This window comes from Pseudomonas sp. CGJS7, assembly GCF_036961695.1.
The window spans coordinates 62,567-85,483 of the sequence record NZ_JBAMDI010000031.1; the positions used below are offsets into that span (position 1 = coordinate 62,567).

Annotated in this window: 23 protein-coding genes; 10 read left to right on the forward strand and 13 right to left on the reverse strand. The window is 69.1% G+C overall.

From position 1 onward, the window contains the following. Positions 1 to 113 precede the first annotated feature (113 nt). From V7787_RS19715 to V7787_RS19750, 8 genes are all read right to left on the reverse strand, one after another. Positions 114 to 1,292, reverse strand: coding sequence for a glutathionylspermidine synthase family protein (locus V7787_RS19715; RefSeq protein WP_336089212.1), 1,179 nt, complete (start codon positions 1,290 to 1,292; stop codon positions 114 to 116). Between the two features lie 64 nt (positions 1,293 to 1,356). Next, positions 1,357 to 1,998: a DUF1190 domain-containing protein gene (locus V7787_RS19720; RefSeq protein ID WP_336089213.1), complete on the reverse strand. Its 642-nt coding sequence runs from the start codon at positions 1,996 to 1,998 to the stop codon at positions 1,357 to 1,359. Between the two features lie 8 nt (positions 1,999 to 2,006). Next, complete coding sequence (locus V7787_RS19725; protein ID WP_336089214.1) at positions 2,007 to 2,414, reverse strand: DUF350 domain-containing protein; 408 nt, start codon at positions 2,412 to 2,414, stop codon at positions 2,007 to 2,009. Positions 2,415 to 2,458: 44 nt separating this feature from the next. After that, on the reverse strand, positions 2,459 to 3,127 hold the full coding sequence (locus V7787_RS19730; RefSeq protein ID WP_336089215.1) for a DUF2491 family protein: 669 nt from the start codon (positions 3,125 to 3,127) through the stop codon (positions 2,459 to 2,461). 34 nt (positions 3,128 to 3,161) lie between these two features. After that, positions 3,162 to 4,211, reverse strand: coding sequence for an ion channel (locus V7787_RS19735; protein ID WP_336089216.1), 1,050 nt, complete (start codon positions 4,209 to 4,211; stop codon positions 3,162 to 3,164). Between the two features lie 174 nt (positions 4,212 to 4,385). After that, the gene (locus tag V7787_RS19740) at positions 4,386 to 4,538 is read right to left on the reverse strand and encodes a hypothetical protein (RefSeq protein ID WP_336089217.1); all 153 of its coding nucleotides are present in this window, start codon (positions 4,536 to 4,538) and stop codon (positions 4,386 to 4,388) included. 21 nt (positions 4,539 to 4,559) lie between these two features. Continuing rightward, complete coding sequence (locus tag V7787_RS19745) at positions 4,560 to 5,324, reverse strand: PspA/IM30 family protein (protein ID WP_336089218.1); 765 nt, start codon at positions 5,322 to 5,324, stop codon at positions 4,560 to 4,562. Further along, positions 5,321 to 5,737, reverse strand: coding sequence for a YjfI family protein (locus tag V7787_RS19750; protein WP_336089219.1), 417 nt, complete (start codon positions 5,735 to 5,737; stop codon positions 5,321 to 5,323). The genes V7787_RS19745 and V7787_RS19750 overlap by 4 nt, the downstream gene beginning before the upstream one ends. Before the next feature lie 468 nt (positions 5,738 to 6,205). Here V7787_RS19750 and V7787_RS19755 point away from each other — a divergent pair, with 468 nt between their 5' ends. The 8 genes from V7787_RS19755 (at position 6,206) to V7787_RS19790 (ending at position 14,351) form a co-directional block, all read left to right on the forward strand. Continuing rightward, positions 6,206 to 6,721, forward strand: coding sequence for a c-type cytochrome (locus V7787_RS19755; RefSeq protein ID WP_336089220.1), 516 nt, complete (start codon positions 6,206 to 6,208; stop codon positions 6,719 to 6,721). 334 nt (positions 6,722 to 7,055) lie between these two features. Further along, a complete protein-coding gene (locus tag V7787_RS19760; protein WP_336089221.1) occupies positions 7,056 to 8,852 on the forward strand; it encodes an ExeM/NucH family extracellular endonuclease in 1,797 nt (598 codons plus the stop codon). Between the two features lie 206 nt (positions 8,853 to 9,058). Further along, entirely contained in the window at positions 9,059 to 9,733 is a 675-nt protein-coding gene (locus V7787_RS19765) for an alpha/beta hydrolase (RefSeq protein ID WP_336089222.1), read from the forward strand. Positions 9,734 to 9,748: 15 nt separating this feature from the next. Next, complete coding sequence (locus V7787_RS19770) at positions 9,749 to 10,813, forward strand: lysozyme inhibitor LprI family protein (protein ID WP_336089223.1); 1,065 nt, start codon at positions 9,749 to 9,751, stop codon at positions 10,811 to 10,813. Continuing rightward, complete coding sequence (gene zapE, locus V7787_RS19775; RefSeq protein ID WP_336089224.1) at positions 10,810 to 11,931, forward strand: cell division protein ZapE; 1,122 nt, start codon at positions 10,810 to 10,812, stop codon at positions 11,929 to 11,931. The genes V7787_RS19770 and zapE overlap by 4 nt, the downstream gene beginning before the upstream one ends. A 561-nt stretch (positions 11,932 to 12,492) precedes the next feature. Continuing rightward, positions 12,493 to 12,876: an HU family DNA-binding protein gene (locus V7787_RS19780; RefSeq protein WP_336089225.1), complete on the forward strand. Its 384-nt coding sequence runs from the start codon at positions 12,493 to 12,495 to the stop codon at positions 12,874 to 12,876. Positions 12,877 to 13,063: 187 nt separating this feature from the next. Continuing rightward, positions 13,064 to 13,342 carry a hypothetical protein gene (locus V7787_RS19785; RefSeq protein WP_336089226.1) on the forward strand — a complete coding sequence of 93 codons (279 nt, stop codon included), beginning with the start codon at positions 13,064 to 13,066 and terminating at the stop codon, positions 13,340 to 13,342. A gap of 187 nt (positions 13,343 to 13,529) precedes the next feature. After that, positions 13,530 to 14,351 carry an aminoglycoside phosphotransferase family protein gene (locus V7787_RS19790; RefSeq protein WP_336089227.1) on the forward strand — a complete coding sequence of 274 codons (822 nt, stop codon included), beginning with the start codon at positions 13,530 to 13,532 and terminating at the stop codon, positions 14,349 to 14,351. Positions 14,352 to 14,409: 58 nt separating this feature from the next. Here the strand turns inward: V7787_RS19790 and V7787_RS19795 are convergent, their stop codons facing one another. The 3 genes from V7787_RS19795 to V7787_RS19805 are packed head-to-tail and all read right to left on the reverse strand — an operon-like array spanning position 14,410 to position 18,809. Next, entirely contained in the window at positions 14,410 to 15,816 is a 1,407-nt protein-coding gene (locus V7787_RS19795; protein ID WP_336089228.1) for an efflux transporter outer membrane subunit, read from the reverse strand. Then, positions 15,813 to 16,976, reverse strand: a complete 1,164-nt coding sequence (locus V7787_RS19800; protein ID WP_336089229.1) for an HlyD family secretion protein — start codon at positions 16,974 to 16,976, stop codon at positions 15,813 to 15,815. The genes V7787_RS19795 and V7787_RS19800 overlap by 4 nt, the downstream gene beginning before the upstream one ends. 15 nt (positions 16,977 to 16,991) lie before the next feature. Continuing rightward, a complete protein-coding gene (locus V7787_RS19805) occupies positions 16,992 to 18,809 on the reverse strand; it encodes an MFS transporter (protein ID WP_336089230.1) in 1,818 nt (605 codons plus the stop codon). Between the two features lie 224 nt (positions 18,810 to 19,033). Here V7787_RS19805 and V7787_RS19810 point away from each other — a divergent pair, with 224 nt between their 5' ends. Then, a complete protein-coding gene (locus V7787_RS19810; RefSeq protein WP_336089231.1) occupies positions 19,034 to 19,591 on the forward strand; it encodes a DUF2569 domain-containing protein in 558 nt (185 codons plus the stop codon). Positions 19,592 to 19,645: 54 nt separating this feature from the next. After that, positions 19,646 to 20,221 carry a DUF2569 family protein gene (locus tag V7787_RS19815; protein ID WP_336089232.1) on the forward strand — a complete coding sequence of 192 codons (576 nt, stop codon included), beginning with the start codon at positions 19,646 to 19,648 and terminating at the stop codon, positions 20,219 to 20,221. Positions 20,222 to 20,327: 106 nt separating this feature from the next. Here the strand turns inward: V7787_RS19815 and V7787_RS19820 are convergent, their stop codons facing one another. Both V7787_RS19820 and V7787_RS19825 read right to left on the reverse strand, forming a co-directional pair. Beyond that, positions 20,328 to 21,653, reverse strand: a complete 1,326-nt coding sequence (locus tag V7787_RS19820; RefSeq protein WP_336089233.1) for an APC family permease — start codon at positions 21,651 to 21,653, stop codon at positions 20,328 to 20,330. 303 nt (positions 21,654 to 21,956) lie between these two features. After that, positions 21,957 to 22,850, reverse strand: a complete 894-nt coding sequence (locus V7787_RS19825; RefSeq protein ID WP_336089234.1) for a LysR family transcriptional regulator — start codon at positions 22,848 to 22,850, stop codon at positions 21,957 to 21,959. Positions 22,851 to 22,917 lie beyond the last annotated feature (67 nt).

A 22,917-nucleotide genomic window follows, 5' to 3' on the forward strand; every position in this document is an offset into this window, starting at 1 on the left:
ACGGTTCTGCGGTTTTGGGGGGAACGCGGGTGGATGATTGCCCCCTTTGCAAAAGGGGGCACGCACCTTGCGTCGATCATCAGCCCGCGTCGTATCGACGCGGGGGATTTGCTCTACACGATCGCATGCGGCACAAACCGCGAAGTGTCCTGAGTGATCAACCCAGCATCCTCGCGAATCCCCATGCCCGCAGCCTGATCGGCCACCACCCAACTGCCGATCAACGGATAGTTGGCCACGCCGTCGCTACCGTCGAAACGCGGCAACGGATGCAACGCCTGACGGATGCTCGGCCCCGAGTACGGCCCGTCGCTGCTCAAGCGCTGGCCGTTGAGGTCGACCAGTTCGATATTGGCGCCCTCGCGCGAGAACAGCGGCTTGCGCACCCAACCCGGCCCGAGTTCGGCCGGCTCGGCCTCGTCGAAATGCGCTTCGAGCAGATTCGGATGGCCGCGGTGGCGTTCCCACAACAACGGCAGCACGCCCTTGTTGCTGAGGATCGCCTTCCACGCCGGCTCGATCAGCTGCACCTGCGAGGCGGCGAGCTTGGCGCCGTATTCCTCCACGAACATCCATTCCAGCGGATACAGCTTGAACAAGGTCCGGATCACCCGGTCGTCGCCGTCGGTGAACCAGCCTTCCGCGCTCAGGCCGATGCCTTCGATGCTCAGCTCCAGCGTGTCCACACCGGCCTGTTCGGCGCAGTCGCGCAGGTAGCGCACGGTGCCGCGGTCCTCGACCGAATCCTCGACCGCAGCGAAATGCACCGGCGTGGCGATGCGCTTGTCGCGGGCCAGGGTGGCGAAGGTTTCGATCAGCAGCTCTTGAATGCGGTTGTACTGATCCGCGCCCTGCGCCAGCACCCCGCGCTGGATGTTCTGCTCCAGCCACAACCACTGGAAGTACGCCGCTTCGTACAACGAAGTCGGGGTGTCGTAATTGAGTTCGTACAGCTTGGCCGGGCCGTTGCCGTCGTAGGCCAGGTCCATGCGCCCGTACAGATGCGGCTCGCCGCGGCGCCAGGAGTCGGCGATCCAGTCCCAATGCGTATCGGGAATCGCCAACCGCGAAAGCAAGGCCTCCGAGCCGACCACTTCGTCCACCAGCGCCATCGACATGTCGTGCAGCTCCTGCGTGGGCTGCTCGATGTCGTCCTCGATCTGGCGCAGGTCGAAGGCGTAGTAGGCGCGTTCGTCCCAGTACGGCTCGCCGTCGATGGTGTGGAAATGGAAGCCCAGCGACTGGGCCTGTTCGCGCCAGTCGGGGCGTTCGTTCGCGACGATGCGTTTCATGCGAGTCCGATGAAGTCGGCCGCGGCGGGCGCGGCCGTGAATGAGGCGGGCGGAACGGCGGCGATCAGCCGCCCCAGCCGCGGCTGGAACCGGAGCTGCTGCTGCGGCCGCCGAAACCGCCGCGCGCGGCCGCGCTGGAACCGAAGCCGGCGCGCGAGACGGTCATCGCCCGCGCCGGCAACGCGGTGTCGCCGGCCGACTTGCCGTACACGGTGCCGCTGGAGGTGCCGACCTGCTTGCCGTCCGGACGCAGATAGCCGCCGCTGCGGTAGTCGCGGTACAGCGGCGACACCCCGCCGATGTGGTAGTAGCTGCGGCCGCCGCTCATCGCCTGCGACAGCGCGTAGCCGACCAGGAAGCCGGTCATCGGCGGGATGAAGCTGCCCTGCTGGCCGTTGGCGTACTGCGCCGGCAGCGGTTGGCAGGCGCCGAACTGCTCGTTGCACTGCTGCTCGCTCTGGAACCGCGGCGCGATCTTTTCGTGCTCGATCAGCGCCTGGCTGTAGGCCTTCTCGCATTCCTCGCGCGAGATTTCGGTCTGCACCGAGCATTCTTCGCGCGAGGTCAGGATCTTGCCGCTGGGATCGTCGTCGCAGCCGACCAGCGCGGCCGGCATGGCCACCGCCATCAGCACCAGCTTGAGATTGCGCGAACGCTTGCCGCGAGCGGCATCCTTGTCGGCGTCGTGGGTGAAGGTCGTGGTCATGGCATCGCTCACGGAGTCATCGCGGCGGCGTTGATCAAGCCGACGCTGATCGACACGCCGGCCGAGAAGATGCCGGCGGCCACTTGGTTGTTGGTGATCTGCTGCGACAGCTTGGGCGCGCCCAGGCGCGCGAGCAGGAACGCGAACAGCTGCACCGCCACCGACACCGCGCCCCAGATCGCCGCGTCGATCAGGCTGACCGAGTTGGAGATCGCCGAATGCAGCGGCAGGGCCAGGCCGATCAAGGTGCCGGAGAAGGCGACCGCCGCGGCGCTGTTGCCTTCGCGGATCAGGCTCAGTTCGCGGTGCGGGGTGATCATCAGCACCGCCAGCGCGGCCAGGATCAGCACGCCGATGCCGGTGCCGGCGTAAGCGAGGAAGTTGAGGAAGCTGTGGGCGTTGATCGGTGCGTCCATGGGAAATCCTTGCGTGGCGATGCGGTGAGAGCGCGCGGGCGCGCTCAGGTGATGTCGAGGTCGGCGGTGTTCAGATCCAGGCCGATCGCGTAGGTGACCACGAATTCGCTGGGGCCGTAGTCCTCAGCGGTGACCAGTAGGAATTCTTCGCGGTCCAGCTCCGGCACTTCGCGCCGGTACAGCATGGCGTAATGGGTCAGATCGTCGTCGCGGCGCGGCGGCTCGTGGCGGTACAGCACTTCGTCGTAGATCACCGGCGGCACCTTGGCCGAGGCGCTCTGATCGCCGAACTCGCGGTACCAGGTGCGCCCGGCGTACTGGATGCTGTCGGCGCCCAGATGCGGATGCTCCTGGATGAAACGCTTGAATTCGGCCTGATTGGCCGGGTTCACCGTTTCCTGGAACACGAACGCCTTGATCCCTTCGACCTGGCCGCTGGAGGTGCTGACCTGCAGGTAGGCGTCTTCGTCCAGATAAAAGCGGTGCAGCGCGTGGCCGCCGCGCAGGTCGATGTAGCCGTAGCAGGGAATGCCCTGATGGCCTTCGGGCAGGCGCATCGTCCAGGCCTGCGGATGGGCGCGGAACATCATCGTGTCGAAGGCGACCCGGCCGTTGATGCGCAATCCCAACGGCAGCTCGTGCGCGAACGGCAGCGCCGGTTTCTCGGGCTGTTTGTTGTTGTCGCCGCCGAACAATCCCTTCAACCAACTCATCGCTCAAGCCTCAAGACAGGCGCCGCGGCCCGGATCACTGCGCCGCGAGCGAAGCCCACGGCACCCGCGCGCTGTCGATGCGCGCGTCGGCAAGGTAATACAACAAAGTGCCCGGCGCGATCTCGACATGATCGGGCGGATTGAGTACCGGCGCGGCGCTATGGCCGTCGCGGTAACCGATCCACAAGGCCTGCTGGGCGCGGAACGCGGCGGCCAGTTTGCCGGCCTGCACGGTCGCGGCGGCGGCCGGGATCTGCAAGCTGAATTGGGTCGGGCCGCCGGCACCGAGCCATTCGCCGGCCACCAGCGAACTGCCGGCGTCCTGGGCGGCGCGCGCGATCACGTCCACGTGCAGCGGCCGGGTGCACTCCACGTGCGGGTAATGGCTGCGCACCAGTTGCGCGACCGCGGCGGTTTCGAAGTGGGCGACGATGTGCGCGCGCGGCCGGTGCGCCATCACCGCGAACACCGCCGCCAGGGTGCGGTCGTCGTTGTCGGCGTGGACGATCACCCGCGCGGCGCGCTCCAGACCGGCGCGCGGGTATTCCTCGCAATCGGCGTAAGAGCCGAGCGCGACGAAGCGGATCTGTTCGGGCAGCGGATTTTCCGCCAGGCCTTCGGCGACCAGGACGATGCCTTCGTCGTCGGTGTGGGTGTCGGCCAGCAGCAGCTGCACCAGCCGCTGCGATTCGCGGCCGTGCCAGCCGATCAGCACGGTGTGGCCCTGCATGTCTTCGTAGCTCATCTTGCCCACCTGATGCCGCTTCCAGAAATTGATCAGACTCGCGCTGGTCTTGGCCAGGATCGAGGCGAACAGCGCGATCGCGCCGGGCATCACGAACAAGGCCGCGACCCAGCGCCCGGCCGCGCTGCCGGGCGAAAGATCGCCGTAGCCGATGGTGCTGGCGGTGGTGACGTAGTAGTAGACGAACGAATCCCAGCCCAGCAGCTTGGCTTCGCCGGCCCAGGCCAGCAGCAGCCAGGTCGCGGCCATGTGCGCCGCCAGCGCGGCGGCGACCACGCCCCAGCTGATCCGGCGCAGGTGGCCGCGCAGGCTGCGGAAGAGTTTGCCGATTACGATCATGTCAGCGCGGGGCCTGGGTTACGTCCGTGTGCGCGGCTTGCAGCGCCCGCTTACCGCGGGGGTGTCGGAGCTTTGGTCGCGTGGTCTGGGGAAGTCATCGAGCGCCGCGCCGCCTTGATTCGTCGCTGAATCGCTTTTGCCCGTCATCTCCGCGCAGGCGGGGATCCAGAGACTTCAGAGCCATGCCGCGATGAAGCCCTGGATCCCCGCCTGCGCGGGGATGACGGGCACCGGCACGGGAATGGCTGACGAAGCGCCGGAACGATCGGCGAAAACGCGGGCACGACGAACACCAGCGAACGCAAAGGCGGCGAGCGGCGAATTCACCGCCCGCGCCCGTGGCCCGACTCAGTCCTTGCGCTCGACCTTGTCGGTTTCCTTCACTTCCACCGCCGGCAGCGACAGCGGCTCGTGCGAGAGCTGCTGCACCGGCTTCTCGCGGAAGCGCTCCAGGATGTTGTCGACGCTGGTCGATTCCGGCAGCAGGCCGGCGTTGGCCAGCTTGGCGTTGAGGTCGCCGTCGCCGCTTTCGGCTTCCAGCTGCGCCGCCGCGGTCAGACGCGCGCCGCGCTCGGCCTGACGCTGCTGGATGCGCTCCAGCGAATCCAGCGCGGTGGTGACCTTGCCGGTGGCGCCGGAATGGCGCGCGGCGACCGCGGTCTGGGCGCGCTGCACCGCTTCGGTGGCCTTGACCGTGTCGACCTGCTGCTTGACCCGGGCCAGCTTGCGCTCGGTGGCGGTGATCGCGGTCTTCAGCTGCGAGATGCTGGCGTCATAGCTGTTGATCGCCTGCTCGTCGTTTTTCAGGTCGGCCTCGACCGTGGCCAGGCGCTCGGCGACTTCGCGCGCGAGTTGCTCGTTGCCCTGGCGCAGCGCGCCGGCGATGTAGGTTTCGTATTCGGCCTTCTTGGCGAAACGGTCCTTGCTGCGGTTGGCCTGCAGCTGGCGCTGGGCCATGACCTTGGTCAGCTCTTCCTTGGAGCGCACCAGCTCGGTGCCGGCGTCGCGGATTTCCTGATCGAGGATCTTCAGCGCGTTGGCGTCGACCACGGCTTGCCCGGCCTCGTGGGCGGTGCCGCGGAACAGGGTCAGGATTTTCTGCAGGATGCTCATGCGCTCACCAGATAGGACTTGAGGGCTTCCACCGCGTCGATCGCGTTGTCGGCCAGGGTGCGGATTTCCAGTTCGATCTGCTCGGCGCTGGAATCGGGCGCCATCTCGCCGAAGACGATGTAGACGTCGCGCTCGTTGATGGTGGTCAGGCCCAGATTGGACAGCGGGTTGATCGGATTCAGGCGCAGGCAGGCTTCGTTGAAGCCGGCCGCGTCGCGGACCTGGGTGGCCTCGACCAGCGGGGTGGAGACGAAGATCTCGCGGTCGGTCAGGGCGATGGTGATGCCCAGATCGCCGCTGTCGGGCAGGCTCACCTGGATCGCGCCGTCGGCGGTCGGCACTTCTTCGACATTCTCGGCGCCGAAGGAGGCGGCGAGGCGGGTCAGCAATTCTTGCGTGGTCCAGCGGGACATAGGGCGGTCCTTGAGGGTAAAGGCGGCAAGGCGCGGGGGGCGTCCGGATCGCGAAAGGCGCGCGGCGCGGGCTCGGGCCCGTCCTCGGCCTGCGATCATCGTCCGTGACCGTGCTCATGGAACGAGACGTTTATAGGGGCGGGCGGTGACCGACGCAAGGCGTATAGGTCGGAAGTCGGGGGTCGCCGAGTCGGCGCAAACCCAGGCGTGGCGCGCTTTCGCGCCGTATCGGCCGGCGCGGCGGCGGCCGCGGCGACGCCGCCGCGACCCAGCCCGCGCGGCGCGCGCTTGAGCTAAACTGTTCGGCGGAACTACCCGACCGGCATTCCCGGCCCGCATCGTCTGCCCTGGCGCAGACTCACGCGGGTCCGTTATCGGCGGGTCCGTGCAGCGGTCGCGCCGATCCCCGGTGGCGGCCACGTCGATGGCTCTATGCGTCCCGGCCGGGACGCACGCAATAGGTGGATCGTGCGCAATTACGACCTCGAATTCCTGAAGAAATTCTCGATGGTGATCGGCTTTCTGATGCTGGTGACCCTCGGCCTGATGATCGCGGCCTACTTCGTCCACCACCAGCTGCCGCAAGAAGTCGACCCGCGCGCGGCCCAGCGCACCGAGAACCGGATCGGTCCGGTCGGCGCGGTCTATGCCGGCGCCACCGGCGCGGCCTCGCAGCAGGCCGCGGTCGCCGCGGCGGCGGCCAAGGCCGCCTCGCAGGTCGCGTACGGCGGCACCCTCGACGGCAAGGTGATCTTCGACAGCCTGTGCGCGGGCTGCCACAAGTCCGGCGCCGGCGGCGCTCCGACCATGGACGCCTCGCACTGGGCTGCGCGCATTCCCAAGGGCAAGGACACCTTGCACAAGCACGCCGTGGAAGGCTTCACCGGCACCAGCGGCGTGATGCCGGCCAAGGGCGGCAACCCGGCGCTGACCAACGATCAGGTCGCTGCGACCGTGGATTGGATGCTGGAGAACATCAAGTAAGCGTGGCGGTATCGCGCTGACGCAGAACGCCGCCTTCGGGCGGCGTTTTTGTTTGTGGGCGCGGCTCGCACCACAGCCCGCGCACAGTTCCCCCCTTTGAAAAAGGGGGGTTAGGGGGGATTGGCGGCAGGTCGCGGTGATACTTCGATACAAGCAAAAGCAAAAGCAAATCCCCCCTAGCCCCCCCTTTTTCAAAGGGGGGAACGGCATGGAAGGGGGGATTGGGGCGATCGGGCTTGGCGACAGTTGATCTCCAAACCATTTGCCGGCACACGACGCAGCGCAACGCGCCTGCGGATAATGCCCACCATCTCCGCGCCCACCCGAGCCCGCCATGCCGCGATTCCGCCCCGCCCTCGCCTTCGCGCCCTGCCTGCTGCTGGCCGCCTGCGCCACCGCGCCGCAAGGCCCGCGCGCGGGCGCCGACCGCGTGGCCATCGGCGCCGTGCAAGGCCGCGGCGAGGACAGCCCGCTCGCCGAGCGAACCGTCACCGTCGCCGGCATCGTCACCGCCGCGCTGCCCGGCAAGGACAACGCACCCGGCTGGCTGATCCAGGACGCCGGCGACGGGGATCCGGCCACCTCCGATGCGATCTGGGTCACCGGCCCCGCCGCCGCCGGCCTCGCCCTCGGCCAGACGGTGCAGGTCAGCGGCCGGGTCTATCGCGCCGCGCTCGTTCCCGACAATCTGGAACCCACCCGCTGGCTCATCGCGATCGACGCCGAACAAGCGCTGCCGGTGAGCGCGAGCGCGCAGCGCAAGTCGCTGGCGTCGATCCAGCCGGTGACGATCCAAGCGGTGCCCGACTGGCGCGCACTGCAAGGCATGCGCGTGCGCATCGCCGCGCCGCTGACCCTGGCCGCGCGCAACGAAAAACTCGCCACCTTGGCGGTGTCGTTCGACGGCCCGCTGTGGCAATCCTCCGAACGGGCCGCGCCCGGCAGCGAGCGCGCCCAGGCGATCGTCCTCGACAACCACCGGCGACGGCTGGAACTCGCCGGCGATCCGGCGCTGTTGGGCGCCGCAGCCTTCAGCGCGCGCAGCGGCAGCGTGGTGCGGGCGGTGGAAGGCGTGGCCGTGCCGATCTTCGGCCGCGACGGCGTGCGCCTGACCGCGGCGGCGCAATGGCAGCCCGCGCCGCGGCCGCCGGCGCCGCGGGTCGGCGGCGATCTGCGCATCGCCGCGTTCAATCTGGAAAACCTGTTCAACGGCGACGGCCGCGGCGGCGGCTTCCCGACCCCGCGCGGCGCGCGCACCCAGGCCGAGTACCAGGCGCAACTGGCCAAGCTGGTCGAGACCGTCCATGCGCTCAATCCCGACGTGGCCGCGTTGATGGAGCTGGAGAACGACGGCTACGGCCCCGAATCGACCCTGGCCGAGCTGGTCGCCGCGCTCGACCGCGCCGACGCGGCCGGCGGCGGCGCGCAGGATTGGCGTTATGCCGCGCCGTGCAAGCAGCCGTGTCCGGCCGGCCTCAAGGGCCCGGGCAGCAACCTGATTCGCGTCGGTTTGATCTACCGCGGCCAGCGCGTGGCCGCGCGCGGAGTCGCCGCGACCTTGGAGGAAGGTCCGTTCGGCCCGCTCGCGCGCGTGCCGATGGCGCAGGCCTTCGTCGCCACCGGCGCCGGCAAGCGTTCCGGGCCGGCGTTCGTGGTGGTCGCCAACCATTTCAAATCCAAGGGCTGCGCCAACGCGACCGGCCTGAACCAGGACCAGGGCGACGGCGCGGCGTGCTGGAACGCCGACCGCACCGACTCCGCGCGCCGCCTGGACAAGTGGCTCAAGACCGACCCGACCGGCAGCGGCGGCGACTTGACCATGGTGGTCGGCGATCTCAACGCCTATGCGCAGGAACAACCGCTGCGCGAGTTCTACGCGGCCGGCTGGCAGGACGCGTTCGCGGTGGCCAAGGTCGATGCGCCCTACAGCTACGTCTACAACGGCGAGCGCGGCCGCCTGGATCACGCACTGCTGTCGCCGGCATTGGCCGCGCGCCTGCGCGATGCGGTCGAATGGCACATCAACGCCGACGAACCCGAAAGCGCCGGTTACCGCGACGGCGGCGCGGGCCCGTGGCGCAGTTCCGATCACGATCCGGTGTTGCTGGGGTTCGATCTGATGCCGCGGTAATGCCGCGCTCTTGCTTGCGCGGTCCTTGCCGATTCGCGGCCGCAGCTCGCGCAGCTCCTACAGGGACTTCGGGCACACACGCCGGGATCTGAATCCACAGGGGCTGCCTGTACCGCGACCGCTGAGCTACGACGCCAGCGGCATACCCGCCCGCGAAAACACACCGCCGTAACACCCCGCTCGGCCCGCCCCGTATCATGCGCGGCATGAGCACCCCCGCCTTTCCCAGCGACGCGTCCACCGCGCTGACGCTGCCCGGCCCGGTCGGCGCGATCGAAATGATCGTCGAGGCCGCCGAAGCGCCGGCGCGGCCGATCGTCGCCATCGTCTGCCATCCGCTGCCGACCGAGGGCGGAACCATGCACAACAAGGTCGTGACCATGGCCGCGCGCGCGCTGCGCGAATCCGGCGCGGCCACGGTGCGCTTCAACTTCCGCGGCACCGGCGCCTCCGAAGGCGAGTTCGATCAGGGCGAAGGCGAATGCGAGGACCTGCGCGCGGTCGCCGCCTGGGTCCGCGCGCAGCGTCCGGACGCGCAGTTGTGGCTGGCCGGTTTCAGCTTCGGCGCCTATGTCTCGCTGCGCATGGCCGATGAGCTGCAACCCAAGCTGCTGATCTCGATCGCGCCGCCGGCCGGACGCTGGGACTTCGACCGCATCGCCCCGCCCAGCGGCTATCCGTGGCTGGTGGTGCAGGGCGAGGCCGACGAAATCGTCGATCCCCATGCGGTCTACGCCTGGATCGAACGCCTGCGCCAGCCGCCCGAACTGGTGCGCATGCCCGACACTTCGCACTTCTTCCACCGCCGCCTGATCGATCTGCGCGGCGCGATCAAGAATTTCGTGCGCCCCCATCTTCCGCCGGAAACCGCTCCGGCCTGACAGGATTTCCCCACGATGCGCCCCGCCCCGAGCTTCGCGCTGCTGTACGTCTGCGCCGGCCTGATCGCGGCCGTCTGGTCGGCCCCCGCCGACGCGGCCGGTATCGATTGCGCCAAGGCCAAGAGCAAGAACGAGCAAGCCATTTGCGCCGACCCGGTGCTGACCGCCCGCGACGGCGAGTTGAGCGCGGCGTATCGGGCCGCGCTCAAGGCCAGCCGCTACGGCGGCGAGTTGAAGAAAGACCAACAGTCCTGGATCCGCGAACGCGACCGCTGCGACGGCCAGGTGCCGTGCCTGCGCCGCGCCTACGTGCAGCGGCTGACCGAGCTGGCGCCGGCCGCGATCGCCGGCAAGTTCGACTGGAACGGCGAATGGACCCGCGGCGACGGCACCTCCTCGCTGAGCCTGAAGTCCTTGGGCGAGGGCAAGTACGAGATGGAACTGCAGGCCAGTTCCGGCGCCAACACCGGTCTGTTGTCGGGCCGCGCGCGCGCGGTGGGCGACAACGAAATGCTCTACAAGAGCAGCGATGCCAGCGCCAAGTGCGAGCTGACCTTCCACCGCTTCCACCGCCAGATCCAGATCGAACAACAGCACACCGGCAGCGACTGCGGCGCCGGGCTAGGCGTGCATTTCAGCGGCCGCTATCTGCCCGGACTGGGCGAGGCGGTCGCCACCACCCATTGGAACCTGCTCGATCTGGGCGTGGTGCTGGCGCCGGCCAACGACGCCAAATTGCGCAAACTGCTCGGCCAGGACTACGACGCGCTGGTCGATCGGATGGACGTGATCGACACCCGCGCCGATCAGCAAGTCGCGGGCGCCACCGTCACCGGCGGCTACGTGCGCGGCCTGGCCAGCAACATGCGCGCGCTGTTGATGCAGACCGGCGACGGCCGCTTCTGGGTCGCCATCCGCGCCGAGGGCGCGGGCGACAAGCCCGAGCTGCGTTACTACAGCAACGATCCGGCCTGGACCGCGAAACTGCCCGCGAGCATCGACGCCTGGTCCGACGGCTATCAAGAAGCGGTGCCGGTGCGGCTGATGTCGGCCGGCGGCCGTTTGCTGAGCTCGCCGTGAGCGCACGCGCCGAACACGCCGACCCGGCCGCGGCGATGACGCCCTCACAGGCCTACGCGGCCGGCGTCGCCCGCGGCGATTGGAGCGAAGACCCGGCCCAGCGTCCGGCCCTGCACGAACTCGACCGCATCCACGCCGGCCTGCTCGATCCGCCGGCGCAGGGCCTGTTCGACCGCCTGCGCGGCAAGCCGCGCGAGGGCGTGCGCGGGCTGTACCTGTGGGGCGGCGTCGGCCGCGGCAAGACCTTTCTGATCGATCTGTTCTACGAACACCTGCCGGTGGCGGAGAAGCGCCGCACCCATTTCCACCGGTTCATGCGCGAGGTCCACGCGCAATTGCGCGCCCATGCCGGCGAGAGCGATCCGCTGGTGAAGATCGCCCGCCAATGGCGCGAACAGTTGCGGGTGCTGGTGCTGGATGAGTTTTTCGTCATCGACATCGGCGATGCGATGCTGCTGGCGCGGCTGCTGGATCGCTTGTTCGCCGAGGGCGTGACCCTGGTGACCACCTCCAACACCGCGCCGCCGAATCTGTACGCCGACGGCCTGCAGCGCGACCGCTTCAAGCCGGCGATCGAGTCGATCCAGCGCAACTGCGAGGTGCTGCTGCTGGACAGTGCGCAGGATTACCGCCTGCGCGCGCTGACCCGTTCGCCGGTGTACCGCGCGCCGCTGGACGCCGAATCGGAGGACTGGCTGGCCGGACGCTGGAAAGAACTGGCCGCCGGCTGCGCCCCGATCGCCGGGCCGCTGCGCATCGACGGCCGCGACATCCCCGCGCGCGCGCTGGCCGACGGCCACGCCTGGTTCGATTTCGCCGCATTGTGCGAGGGCCCGCGCGCGGCCGGCGATTACATCGAGATCGCCACCGAATATCACACTGTGCTGGTCGGCGGCATTCCGCTGTTTCCCGGCGGCATCCACGACGACGCCGCGCGCCGCTTCATCAATCTGATCGATGAGTTCTACGACCGTCACGTCAATCTGGTCTGCACCGCCGCCGACGCGCCGACCGGTCTGTACCGCGGCCACCGGCTCGGCGGCGCGTTCGAGCGCACCGCCTCGCGCCTGATCGAAATGCAATCGGCCGAGTACCTGGCGCTGGAACACCGCGGCTGAGCGGCGCCGCCGCCGACCGGCCGACACCGCTGGACGCTGCCGCCCGACTCGGCATCGGATCGGGCCGTTGCGTGTGTGCGCGGCGTGAGGAAGGGTGAGGACGCGGACGCAGCGCCGCTGCGTAACGTGGCGCGCGTCGGCGCAAATCGGCGCGGTGTGCCGCGCATCGCAGGCCTAAACCGCCGTCGCTCGCAGTCGCATGCGGCCGACAGCCGCACCGCGACTGAACCGTCGACGGCGGTCGTCGCCGCCGCGAACCCGGCGCCGCGCCGGCGCGCGCAAACTCGCGCTGCGCCGCCGCACGAAACGCGCTCGCCCCTGTTTTTCAGTGTTTTTTTGCGTACTCGCGGCACCGCCCGCGCGGCCGCCGCCGCGCCGAAAACCCCTTCCGCAGCAGGGATTTCCCCGGCGCCGCGCCGACCGACGGGCATGCGCGCGGCAAAAACCCGCATTTTTTTGCGTCCAAACTCTTGGCGGCGCGTCGAGCTTGCCCTACATTCCGCCTTGCCGAGGGGTTATCCAGGCAACCCATCCATCCAACGAGTACTACCGGAAAAAACTATGGCTACGAAAAAAACCGCTGCAAAGAAGAAGGCCGCGCCGAAGGCCGCCGCTAAGCCGGCCGCTGCGAAGCCGATCAAGGAAGTGCTGAGCAAGTCGGGTCTGGTAGCGCACCTGGCCGAGACCACCGGCGTGGTGGCCAAGGACGTCCGCGCGATCCTCGGCGCGCTGGAAGGCGCCGTGCACGCGTCGATCAACAAGAAGGGCGCTGGCGCGTTCACCCTGCCGGGCATTCTGAAGATCACCGCCGTCAACGTTCCGGCCAAGCCCAAGCGCAAGGGCATCAACCCGTTCACCAAGGAAGAGCAGTGGTTCGCTGCCAAGCCGGCCACGGTGAAGGTCAAGGTCCGTCCGCTCAAGAAGTTGAAGGACGCCGCGGCCTGATGACCGCCGATGCGGCGCGCCCTGGCCCGCCGCATCACCGCTTCGCCGGACGCCGCCTCAGGGCGGCGTTCTGTTTTTCGGGCCGGCCGCGGCCGGAAATCTGAATGCGTCAGCCCGCGCGCAGCGCAGCGCTTGGCGCCGCCGCCGCGCATGGCATAGTGCGCGCAACCGTCGTGGAGCGCGCACCGTGGATCCGATCAGCCTGGAAGACTTGGCCCTGTTGGATGTCTTGCAGCGCATCGATCAAGGGCAGCCGCCGGGCCGGCATTCGGCGGCCTTGCGCGAACGTCTGATCGAAGCGGCGCTGGCGCACAGCGACGCGGAAGGCGAACCGCTGACCCTCACCGATGCCGGCGTGGAGCGTTGCAAATCGCTGCGCCACCGCGTCGCCGCCGACGCCGAAGCCGCGCAGGTGCTCAAGGAGCGCGAAGAAGCCGCGGCGCAGGAGCAAACCGCGGCCGAGTGATTCGCGCAGCGGTCGCCCGCGTTCAGCCGGTTCATAGGCGAGGCGGCGCGAACCTTGCGCGATCTGTCGATTCCTCGCGCGCGCGATGCGCGAACGCCGTCGCGCAAGCTACACATAGACACAGATGCGCGGCGCGGATCGGCTTGCCCGAGCGCGAGCCGCCCCGATATCGGCAGGCATCGCCCTCATGCCATCGCCTATGACGCCCTTCGATCGCCACCTCTCGCTTTGGAATCTGACCGCCGACGGCGCGCCGATCCACACCCACAGCAGCGACCTGCTGCCGGTCCGGCGCGGCAACGATCCGGCGATGCTGAAGATCCCGCGCGATGCCGAAGAAAAGTACGGCAGCGCGATGATGCGCTGGTGGGACGGCGAAGGCGCCGCGCGCGTGTACGCCTACGACGACGACGCGCTGCTGCTTGAGCGCGCCTGCGGCGCGCGCTCGCTCGCGCACATGGCGCGCAACGGCGAGGACGCGCTGGCGACCCGGATCCTGTGCGAGACCATCGAGCGCCTGCACGCGCCGCGCAACACGCCGTTGCCGGCCGATCTGGTGCCGCTGCGGCAGTGGTTCGCCGATCTGGAAACCTATGCGCGCAGCCATGGCGGGTTGCTGACGCGCAGTTGGGAGATGGCCCAGGAGTTGCTGGCGCAACCGCGCGAGGTGATGCCGCTGCACGCCGACATCCACCATGAGAACGTGCTCGATGCCGGTGCTGCGCGTGGGTGGATCGCGATCGATCCCAAGCGGGTGATCGGCGAGCGCGGGTTCGATTTCGCCAATCTGTTTACCGATCCGGATGAAGACACCGCGCTTACGCCCGGGTATTTCGAGCGGCGGTTGGACGATGTGGTCGAGCATGGACGGATCGAGCGCAAGCGCCTTCTGCAGTGGATCGTTGCGTTCCAGGGCTTGTCCGCGGCTTGGTTTTTGATCGACGACGAAGAGCCGAACAAGGAGTTCGAGATCATCGGTAAGGCGCTGTCGGAGTTGCAGCGTAGCTGAGGCTTTGTTGGCACCCTCTCCCGCAAGCGGGAGAGGGTGATGAGCCGAGGCTTCGCGGTTACCGTTCTGTGGGCTCCCAACCGCCGCCCAGCGCCTTGTAAAGATTCACCTCAGCCGTCAACGCATCGCCCTGCAACTGCAACACCGTCAATTCGGCATTGAACAAATTGCGCTGCGCATCCAGCTCATCCAGATACGCCGCATACCCTTCGTTGTAGCGGTTGTGCGCGATCCGCAAGGCCTCGGTCAACGCCTGCTGCTGACGCACCGCTTGCTCGCGCTGCTCGCGCAGTTGACCGATCGCCGCCAACGCATCCTCGACTTCGGCGAACGCGGTCAACACAGTCTTCTGATACCCCAGCACCGCCTGATCCCGCCGCGCCGCGCTGGCGCGGGCCTGGGCGCGCAGACGGCCGCCGTTGAACAACGGCGCCAGCACGCTGCCGCCGACGCTCCACACCCGGATCGGGTCGCCGTGCAGCAGGCTGGATTCGAAGCTGCCCAGCGATCCGGTCAACCGCAACGACGGCAGCAACTGCGCGCGCGCCGCGGCCAGGTTGGCGTCGCTGGCGGCGATCTGCGCTTCGGCTTGGGCGATGTCGGGACGGCGCCGCAACAACTGCGAAGGCAGGCCGGTGTCGGGCAACGCGGGCGCGGCGATGTCGGTCAGCGCCTTGCCGCGCGGCAGCGCCGCCGGCGCGCGGCCGAGCAACACCGACAACGCGTTCTCCTGACGCCGGATCGCCAGACGCAGCTGCGGCACCACTTGCGCGGTGGCGCGGTACTCCGCCTGCGCCTGCGACAGTTCCAGGCGCGAGGTGTAGCCGGTATCGAAACGGCGCTGGGCCAGTTTGAGCGCGCTTTCGCGCGAGACCAAAGTGCGTTGCGCGACCTCCAGCCGCGCGTCGGTCGCGCGCAGGCCCAGATAGGTCGAAGCGACCGCGGCGGCGACGCTGAGCCGGACGCTGTCGGCGCCGGTCTGGCTGGCCAGCAGGTTGGCCCGGGCCGCGTCGGTGAGCGCGCTCAGGCGGCCCCACAGATCGATTTCGTACGCGGCCTGGAATTGCGGCTGGGCGACGTCGGCGATGTTGGCGCGGCCGGTGGCGGCGCTGACGCTGCGCGAGCGCGTGGCGCCGGCCGACAGGTCCAGGGTCGGCGACTGCGCCGCGCCCTGCGCGTCCAGCAGCGCGCGCGCCTCGGCCACGCGCGCGGCGGCCAGGCTCAGGTCGGTGTTGTGCGCCAACGCGGTGTCGACCAGCTCGGCCAGCACCGGATCGTTGTAGCCGCGCCACCAGTCGCGCTGCACCGCGACGCCGGCGACGGTCGCATCGCGCCATGCCGCGGGCGGCGGCGCGACTTGCGGCGGCGGGGCGATGCTGACGCAGCCCGCCAGCAGGCCGGCCGCGAGGGCCGCGGCCGTGCGCGCCCAGCCAAGACATGCGATCGAGCCGGACGATGCGCTCATCGGCGCGGATTCCCTTGGCCCGGATCGGCCGGCGGCGACGCGACCGGCACCGCCGCATCGCGCGCCGCCGCGGTCGCGGCCGCTTGTTCGTCGCGCCGCACCGCAGCGATATCGACTTTGCTGGCGGTGTCGACCGTGGCTTCCACCGACATGCCCGGACGCAGACGCGCGGCCATGTCCTGATCGGGGTCGATCGAAATCCGCACCGACAAACGCTGGGCGACCTTGGTGAAATTGCCGGTGGCGTTGTCGGTCTTGATCACGCTGAATTCCGAACCGGTGGCCGGCGACAGGCGTTCGACCCGGCCGCGCAACACCGCGCCGTCGAGCGCATCGACCCGGAACGAGGCGGTCTGGCCGGGGCGGATCCGCGCGGTCTGCGATTCCTTGAAGTTCGCCACCACCCACACCCGCTGCGGCACCAATTGCATCAGCTGGGTGCCCGGGGTGACGTACTGGCCCAGGCGCACGCCGATCTCGCCGAGCTGGCCGTCCTGCGGCGCGTGGATGCGGGTGTTGGCCAGATCGATCTGGGCCAGATGCAACGCCGCTTCGGCGTTGGCGACCGCGGCGCCGAGCGCGTCGCGGTTGACGATCACCGAGCGCACGTCCTCATCGGCCGAACGCCGCGCCGCCTGCGCCTGGCCCATCCCGGCCTCGGCCTGACGCAACGCGGCCAGGGTCTGATCGCGCTCGCGCTGCGACAACGAGCCGTCGCCGACCAAGGCATTGGCGCGGCGCATGTCGGCCTGGGCGCGGGCCAGATTGGCCTGCGCGGCCTTGAGCTGCGCTTCGACATTGGCCACCGCCGCTTCGCGCACGCGCTGGGCCTGGGTCGAGTTGGACAGATTGGCCTGCTGCGCGGACAGATTGGCGCGGGCCTGATCGACCCGCTGGCGGTAGTTGCGGTCGTCCAGCTCGACCACCACCTGGCCGGCCTTGACCTGCATGTAGTCCTGCACCCGCACCTGGGCGACGTAGCCGTCGACCTTGGGCGCGATCACGGTGACGCTGCCGCGCACGTAGGCGTTCTCGGTGGTCTGGCGCGCGCTGGAGAACGGCCACAGCCGCCAGGCGTAGAGGATCAGCAGCACACCGACGATGGCGATGGCGATGGCCGGCAGGGTGGCCTTGGATTGGAAGGGCGTCTTCAAGGGCATGGGGCGTCCTTCGGATCAGGAGCGAGCGGGAAGCGTTGGCGGGGATTGGATCGCAGCGTCCGTCGTCGGCGCGTCGCGGTCGGGCGGCGGCGCGGACGGCGGCGGCGATGCGGCGGGCGGCCCGAACGGGCCGGGCACTTGCGAGGCGAAGCTCACCACGGTGTGACCGCGCCGCCACAGGTGCCACTTCAGCAGCAACACCCAGACCAGCACCACCGCGGCCAGCCAGGCCACCGCCAGGAACACGTCGTTGTAGGCCAGCACCCAGGATTCGCGCACCACCTGCTGGTTGAGCGAAGTCAGGCCCTGATTGGCGCGCGCGGCGCTGTCGCCGACCACCCGCGCGACCGCGCCGCCGAGCTGCTGGGTGCGCAGCACCACTTGCGGATCGCCGAGGGTGAGTTGCTGCATCAAGTGCTGGTAATGCGCGGTCTGGCGCTGGGCCAGGTAGGTGCCGAGCACCGCCGAGCCGAGCAAGCCGCCGAGCGCGTTGGTGGTGCTGAACAACACGATGAAGGTCACCAGGTTGCGCACGCCGTCGGCGACCACCCGCACCAGCGCGAGCAGGATCGAGCTGGCCAGGAACATCGAGGCCGCCATCGCGATCAAGGTCTGGGTGATGTAGTAATCCGACGGCCGGGTCAGATTGGTCGCGTGCGAATCGATGTAGGCGCAGACCCCGACCATGCCCACCGCGATCAAGCCGAGCATGTCGAAGCGCTGGCTGCGCAGGAACGGCAAGGTCACCACGAACCCGGCGACGGTGCCGATCAGCACCAGCCAGAACAGGGTGTGCATCTGATCGTTGAGCAGCCCCAGCACGGTCAGCAGGCCGACCGCGCCGACCGACTGCTCCGACAGCACCATGCGCGAGAGCACGATCGCCAGGCCCAACCGCACCATGTAGCCGCCGTGCAGCAGCCAGCGCAGGTTGACCATCGGCTTGGAGCGGTTCATCTCGATCACCACGAACGCGCCCGCGCACAGCACCGCCGCGACCAGGCACTGGCCCAGCCACGGCGTGTCGAACCACCAGCGCAGCCGGCCCTGGGTCAGCACCACCGTGACCAGGGCGATCGCCGCGGCGTACAGCGGGAAGCTGGCGATGTCCCAGCCGTCGAACATGTTCTGCCGCGGCACCGGGGTGACCCGCAGCAGGTTGATCGCGGCCAGACAGGCCAGGGCCAGCCCCAGCTCGAACATCACGATGCCGTGCCACTGCGCGTTGAGCAGCAGGCTCTCGGCGACGATCCGCGAGATCGGCGCGCCGGTCTGCAACGCGGCGAAGCCGAACATCAGGCCGACGACTTTCTTCGGCCCGGTGAACACTTCGGCCATGTACAGCACCGTCAACGAACTCAGCGGCGCCGCGGCGATGCCGAGCGCGGCGCGCGCGGCGATGGCCGAGTCCAGGTCGTTGGCGAGCAAGTGCACCACCGCCGCGATCACGAACAAGCCGATGCCCAGATCGGCGAACAAGCGCAGGCCGTAGTGCAGGCGGAACTTGGTCAGCAACAGGCTGGCCGGGATGTTGGTGGCGAAATAGGCGGTCAGCAGCCACGCGGCCTCGGCGCTGGTCGCGCCGAGCGCGCCCTGCACCTGCTGCAGATTGGAGGCGACCAGGTTCATGCCCAGGCTCTGGGTCAGCCCGAGCAGCAGCGAGACCGAGACGAAGCCGGCGATGCGCCAGCGCGACATCGGCGCGGGCGCGGCCGGCGGTCCGGGCGGTCCGGGCGGCGCGGTGTCGGCGGGAGGCGGAGCCGGTGGCGGCGCGCCGGCCGGCGGATGGCCGGGGGCTGGGGTGGCCGGGTCGGTGGCGGCGGTGCTGGCCATGATCGAAGCGCGCGGCTCCCGCTGTTGCGTTGCAAGGGTTAGTAGGCAACAGCCGGCGGTCAAGGATCAAGTTCGATCGTGGCGGCCGGAGCCTGGTTTTGCCGCCGCATCGATGCCGCGCGCGCAACGGGTGTGACCGCGGACAACAGATTGGCTATCGTGCGCGGACGGCAGTTTGATGGGGCGACTGTCGCCGATGCGTCAATGGATTCAAGGAAAGCCGGATGAACCCGCAGGAATCGACACCCGCATCGCAAGCCGCGCCGCGCGGCCCATCGCCGACCGGCGCCGCGCCGGCTTCGCTCGCGCAGCATCGCGCCGGACCGTCCGGCCTGGGCGGCTGGCTGATCGTGGTCGGCGTCTGGCTGGGGCTGACCGCGCTGATGATGTGCGGGGGCTGGGTGCAGTTTTTCAAAGCCGCGCAGCTCCCGGTGGCCTGGCAAGTGCTCGCCGGCCCCGAGACCCCGCCGATGCTGCGCGCGGTCGCCTGGTCGAGCCTGGTCGAACTGAGCCTGCTGTCGGCGACCTCGCTGATTGCCTTGTACGGCTTCTTCCGCCGCGCGCGCTGGTTTCCGCGCACGCTGATCGGCCTGGTGGTGGCCTATGTCTTGCTGGAAGCCGCCATCGCCGTGCTCGGCTCGGCGGCCAATGCGACCGCGTTGAATCCCAAGGATCTGGCGCGGGTGCTGGCCTACCCGCTGCTGTGCGCGCTGATCCTCACGCCTTACCTGCTGCGGTCCAGGCGCGTGCGCAATACCTTCGTGCATCCGCGGATGCGGTGAACCGCACTATCCGCGAAGGCAAAGCGGTTCCTCCCAGGCGCGCAGGCTTGAAGAATGGCCGATGAAGATCCTTACCGACGTCCCGCCTCCGCGCTGCCCGCGTCGGCCCAGGCGGGCGATGCCTCGCCGACGTCGCCTGGTTCGGGCAACGCGCGCGCGGCGGGTCTCAAAGGCCTGGGTGGCTGGCTGATCGCGGTCGCGATCGTGCTCGGCTGGTCGCTGCTGCGCGCGGGGATGTCGCTGAGCGCGACCGCGTCGCTGTTGACGCTCGGCGGCGTGTCGTTCGGATCGATGTTCGATTTGAGCGATCCGCTGCGTGCGCCGCTGCAGTTCGTGTTCGCATCCGGCTGCGCGCTCGCGGCGCTGAACCTGGTCGCGTTGGTGCTGTTCTTCATGAAGTCGCGCTGGTTCCCGCGGGCGTTCATCGTCTGGTGGGTGGCCAAGATCGCGCTGGCGGCCGTCATCGTCTTGCTGGTTCGGCGGATGGCGGACATGGAGCAGTTCCTGCTCAGGTCGATGATGATCGAGCTGGCGTACGCGCTGTCGTTCGGTGCGTTCTGGATCGCCTACACGCTCAGGTCGCGGCGGGTGAAGAACACGTTTGGGCTCGGGCGCGACGCGGCCGAGTAAGGCGTTTGGCGGTGCGGTGAGTGCGAAAGTCGGTGTCCGCGGCCGGCGTCCGCCGGTCCGAACCGCCGCCATCGCGCAATCGCGTCTGCCCCGCCGACCGCAGCGGCTACGCCCGCCGCCGCATCGCCAGCAAGCCGTACACGCCCACCAGCACGATCAACGACAGCACGATCGCCGCCCACTGCTTGGCGGTCATCGTCGCCAGGATCGCGGTCATGATCGCCACCGCCAGCAACGGCATCGGCCAGCTGCCGCCGGGCATGCGGAACGGTTCGCCCGCGCCGCGCAGGTCCAGCGCCTGCGCGCGCCAGGCCGCCACCGACACCGCGGCGAACAGCAGGCAGATCGCGCCGCCGGAGATCAGCGCCAGGGTTTCGAAGTTGCCGACCCACGCCAACGCCAGGGCGATGCCGGCGTGCGCGGCCAGCGCCACCCGCGGTACGTGATAGCGCGCATCGACCCGGCCGAACGCTCGCGGCAGATAGCCGTCGCGGCCCAGCGCGAACAACAGCCGCGAGGACGAAAACAGATTGCCCATCAGGAATCCGGCCATCGACACGCCGGCGGTGATCAGCAGCAAGCCGTGCGCGGGCGCCCACACCGCGCCGGCCGCGTCGGCGACCGGCGCGCTGCTGTCGGCCAGGCGCGGGCCCAGCAGGCCCTGGCAGGCGATCTGGATGCCGATGTAGAGCAGCACCACCACCACGATCGCCGACAAGGTCGCGCGCGGCACATGGCGCGAGGGATCGCGCACCTCGCCGGTCGGCACCAGCGCGGTTTCCATGCCCGAGTAGGCGAACACCACCAGCACCATCGATGAGCCGAGCGCGCTCCACGTCGGCAACTGGGCGAAACCCACGTACTGCCAGTCCACGAACAGCAGTCCCACGCTGGCCAGCAAGAACAACGGCGTGAGCTTCAGCGTCGCCAACAGCACGATCATGCGCGCGCCGAGCTTGACCCCGAACGCGTTCAAGCCGAACAGCACGGCATAGGTCGCGGCGATGAACGCCGCGCGCGGCAGCGGTTCGCGCAACGCGCTCCAGGCGTTGCCGGCCTGCTCGGCCAGGGCCGCGGCCACGCCGGCGCTGGACGAGGTGTTGCAGATCCACATCAGCGCGCCGGCCAGAAACCCCGCGAACGGGCCGAACGCGGCGCCGACGAAGGTGTACGGCCCGCCGGTGGCGCTGGCGCGGCTGCCGATCGCCGAGAAGCACAACGCGATCGGCACGATCGCGATCGCCCCGGCCACGAACACCAGCGGCGCGCTCGCGCCCATCCGCCCCATCAACAGCGCCGGCAGCATGAAGATGCCGGCGCCGACGATGATGTTGATGATCGAAGCGCCGAGCTGGAACGGCCCCAGCGCGCGGACCAGGGCGGCTTCGCCTTGCAGCGCGGCGGGCGGGTTCGGAGCGGGCGATGCGGTCATGGCGGCTTCCCGGCGGGTCGAGCGCAGCCTCGCATGGTGTAGGGCGAAAGGCGAGGTGCGGGCGCACAGAGACCGCCTCTCGCGGCGCCCCCTCATCGAACACCGCGAATGCTGTCCTCCCGCTGTTGCTCTTCCCCCCTTTGAAAAAGGGGGGTTAGGGGGGATTTGCTCTTAGCCGCAACAATCAGCGATGCAGAGAAGTCGCCGTTTGCGAGCAAAAGCAAATCCCCCCTAGCCCCCCTTTTTCAAAGGGGGGAACAGCAATAGCGATTGCCGGGGAACGGTGGGGAACAGCGGTGGGGCTCACATCCCCTCGCGCATGAACTCCACGAACACCCGCAACTTGGTCGGCAATTGCTTGCGCGCCGGGTAGTAGATGCAAAACCCCGGAAACGGCGGTTGATAGTCGGCCAACACCTCGACCAACCGCCCCGAGCGAATGTCCTCGCGCGCGATCTGCTCGAACAACTGCCCCATCCCCAACCCCGCGCGCGCGGCGTTCAAGATCATCGCGCCGTCGTTGAAGATCAGCCGGCCCTGCACTTCGACTTCGAAATCGCGGCCGTCGCGGCTGAACTCCCAGGCGTACAAGCGCCGGCTGCCGGGCAGGCGCAGGCGGATGCAGTCGTGGCCGACCAGTTCGCTGGGCGAAAGCGGCGGCGGGTGGCGTTCGAAATACTCCGGCGTGGCCACGATCACCTGCCGCTGCAGGCCGCCGATCGGCAGCGCGATCATGTCGCGCGCCAGGCATTCGCCCAGGCGGATGCCGGCGTCGAAACCACCGGCGACCAGATCGGCCAGGGTGTCGTCGGCGAACAGCTCCACTTCCAGCTGCGGGTAACGCGCCAGGAACTCCGGCAACCGCGGTTCGATCAGCACCTTCATCGCGGTGCGCCCGACGTTGATGCGCAGCCGGCCGGTCGGCCGGTGCCGGACCGCGTCGAGATCGTCGAAGGCGGCCTCGATCTGGGCCAGCCCCGGCCCGATCTGATCCAGGAACCGCGCGCCGTGCTCGGTCAGCCCGACCTGCCGGGTGGTGCGGTTGAGCAAGCGCACCCCGAGCTTGGTCTCCAGGCCACGCACGGTCTGCGACAAGGCCGAGGGCGAGACCTCCAGCTCGGCCGCGGCGCGGGTGAAGCTGCCGAAGTGGGCGACGCGGGCGAAAGCCAACACAGAAGGCAGAGGGTAGGCGGCCATGAATGCTCCCGAAGCCAGGACAACCAGCCCGATTATGAAGCAAAACTTCATAAGCCATTCGTAAAGC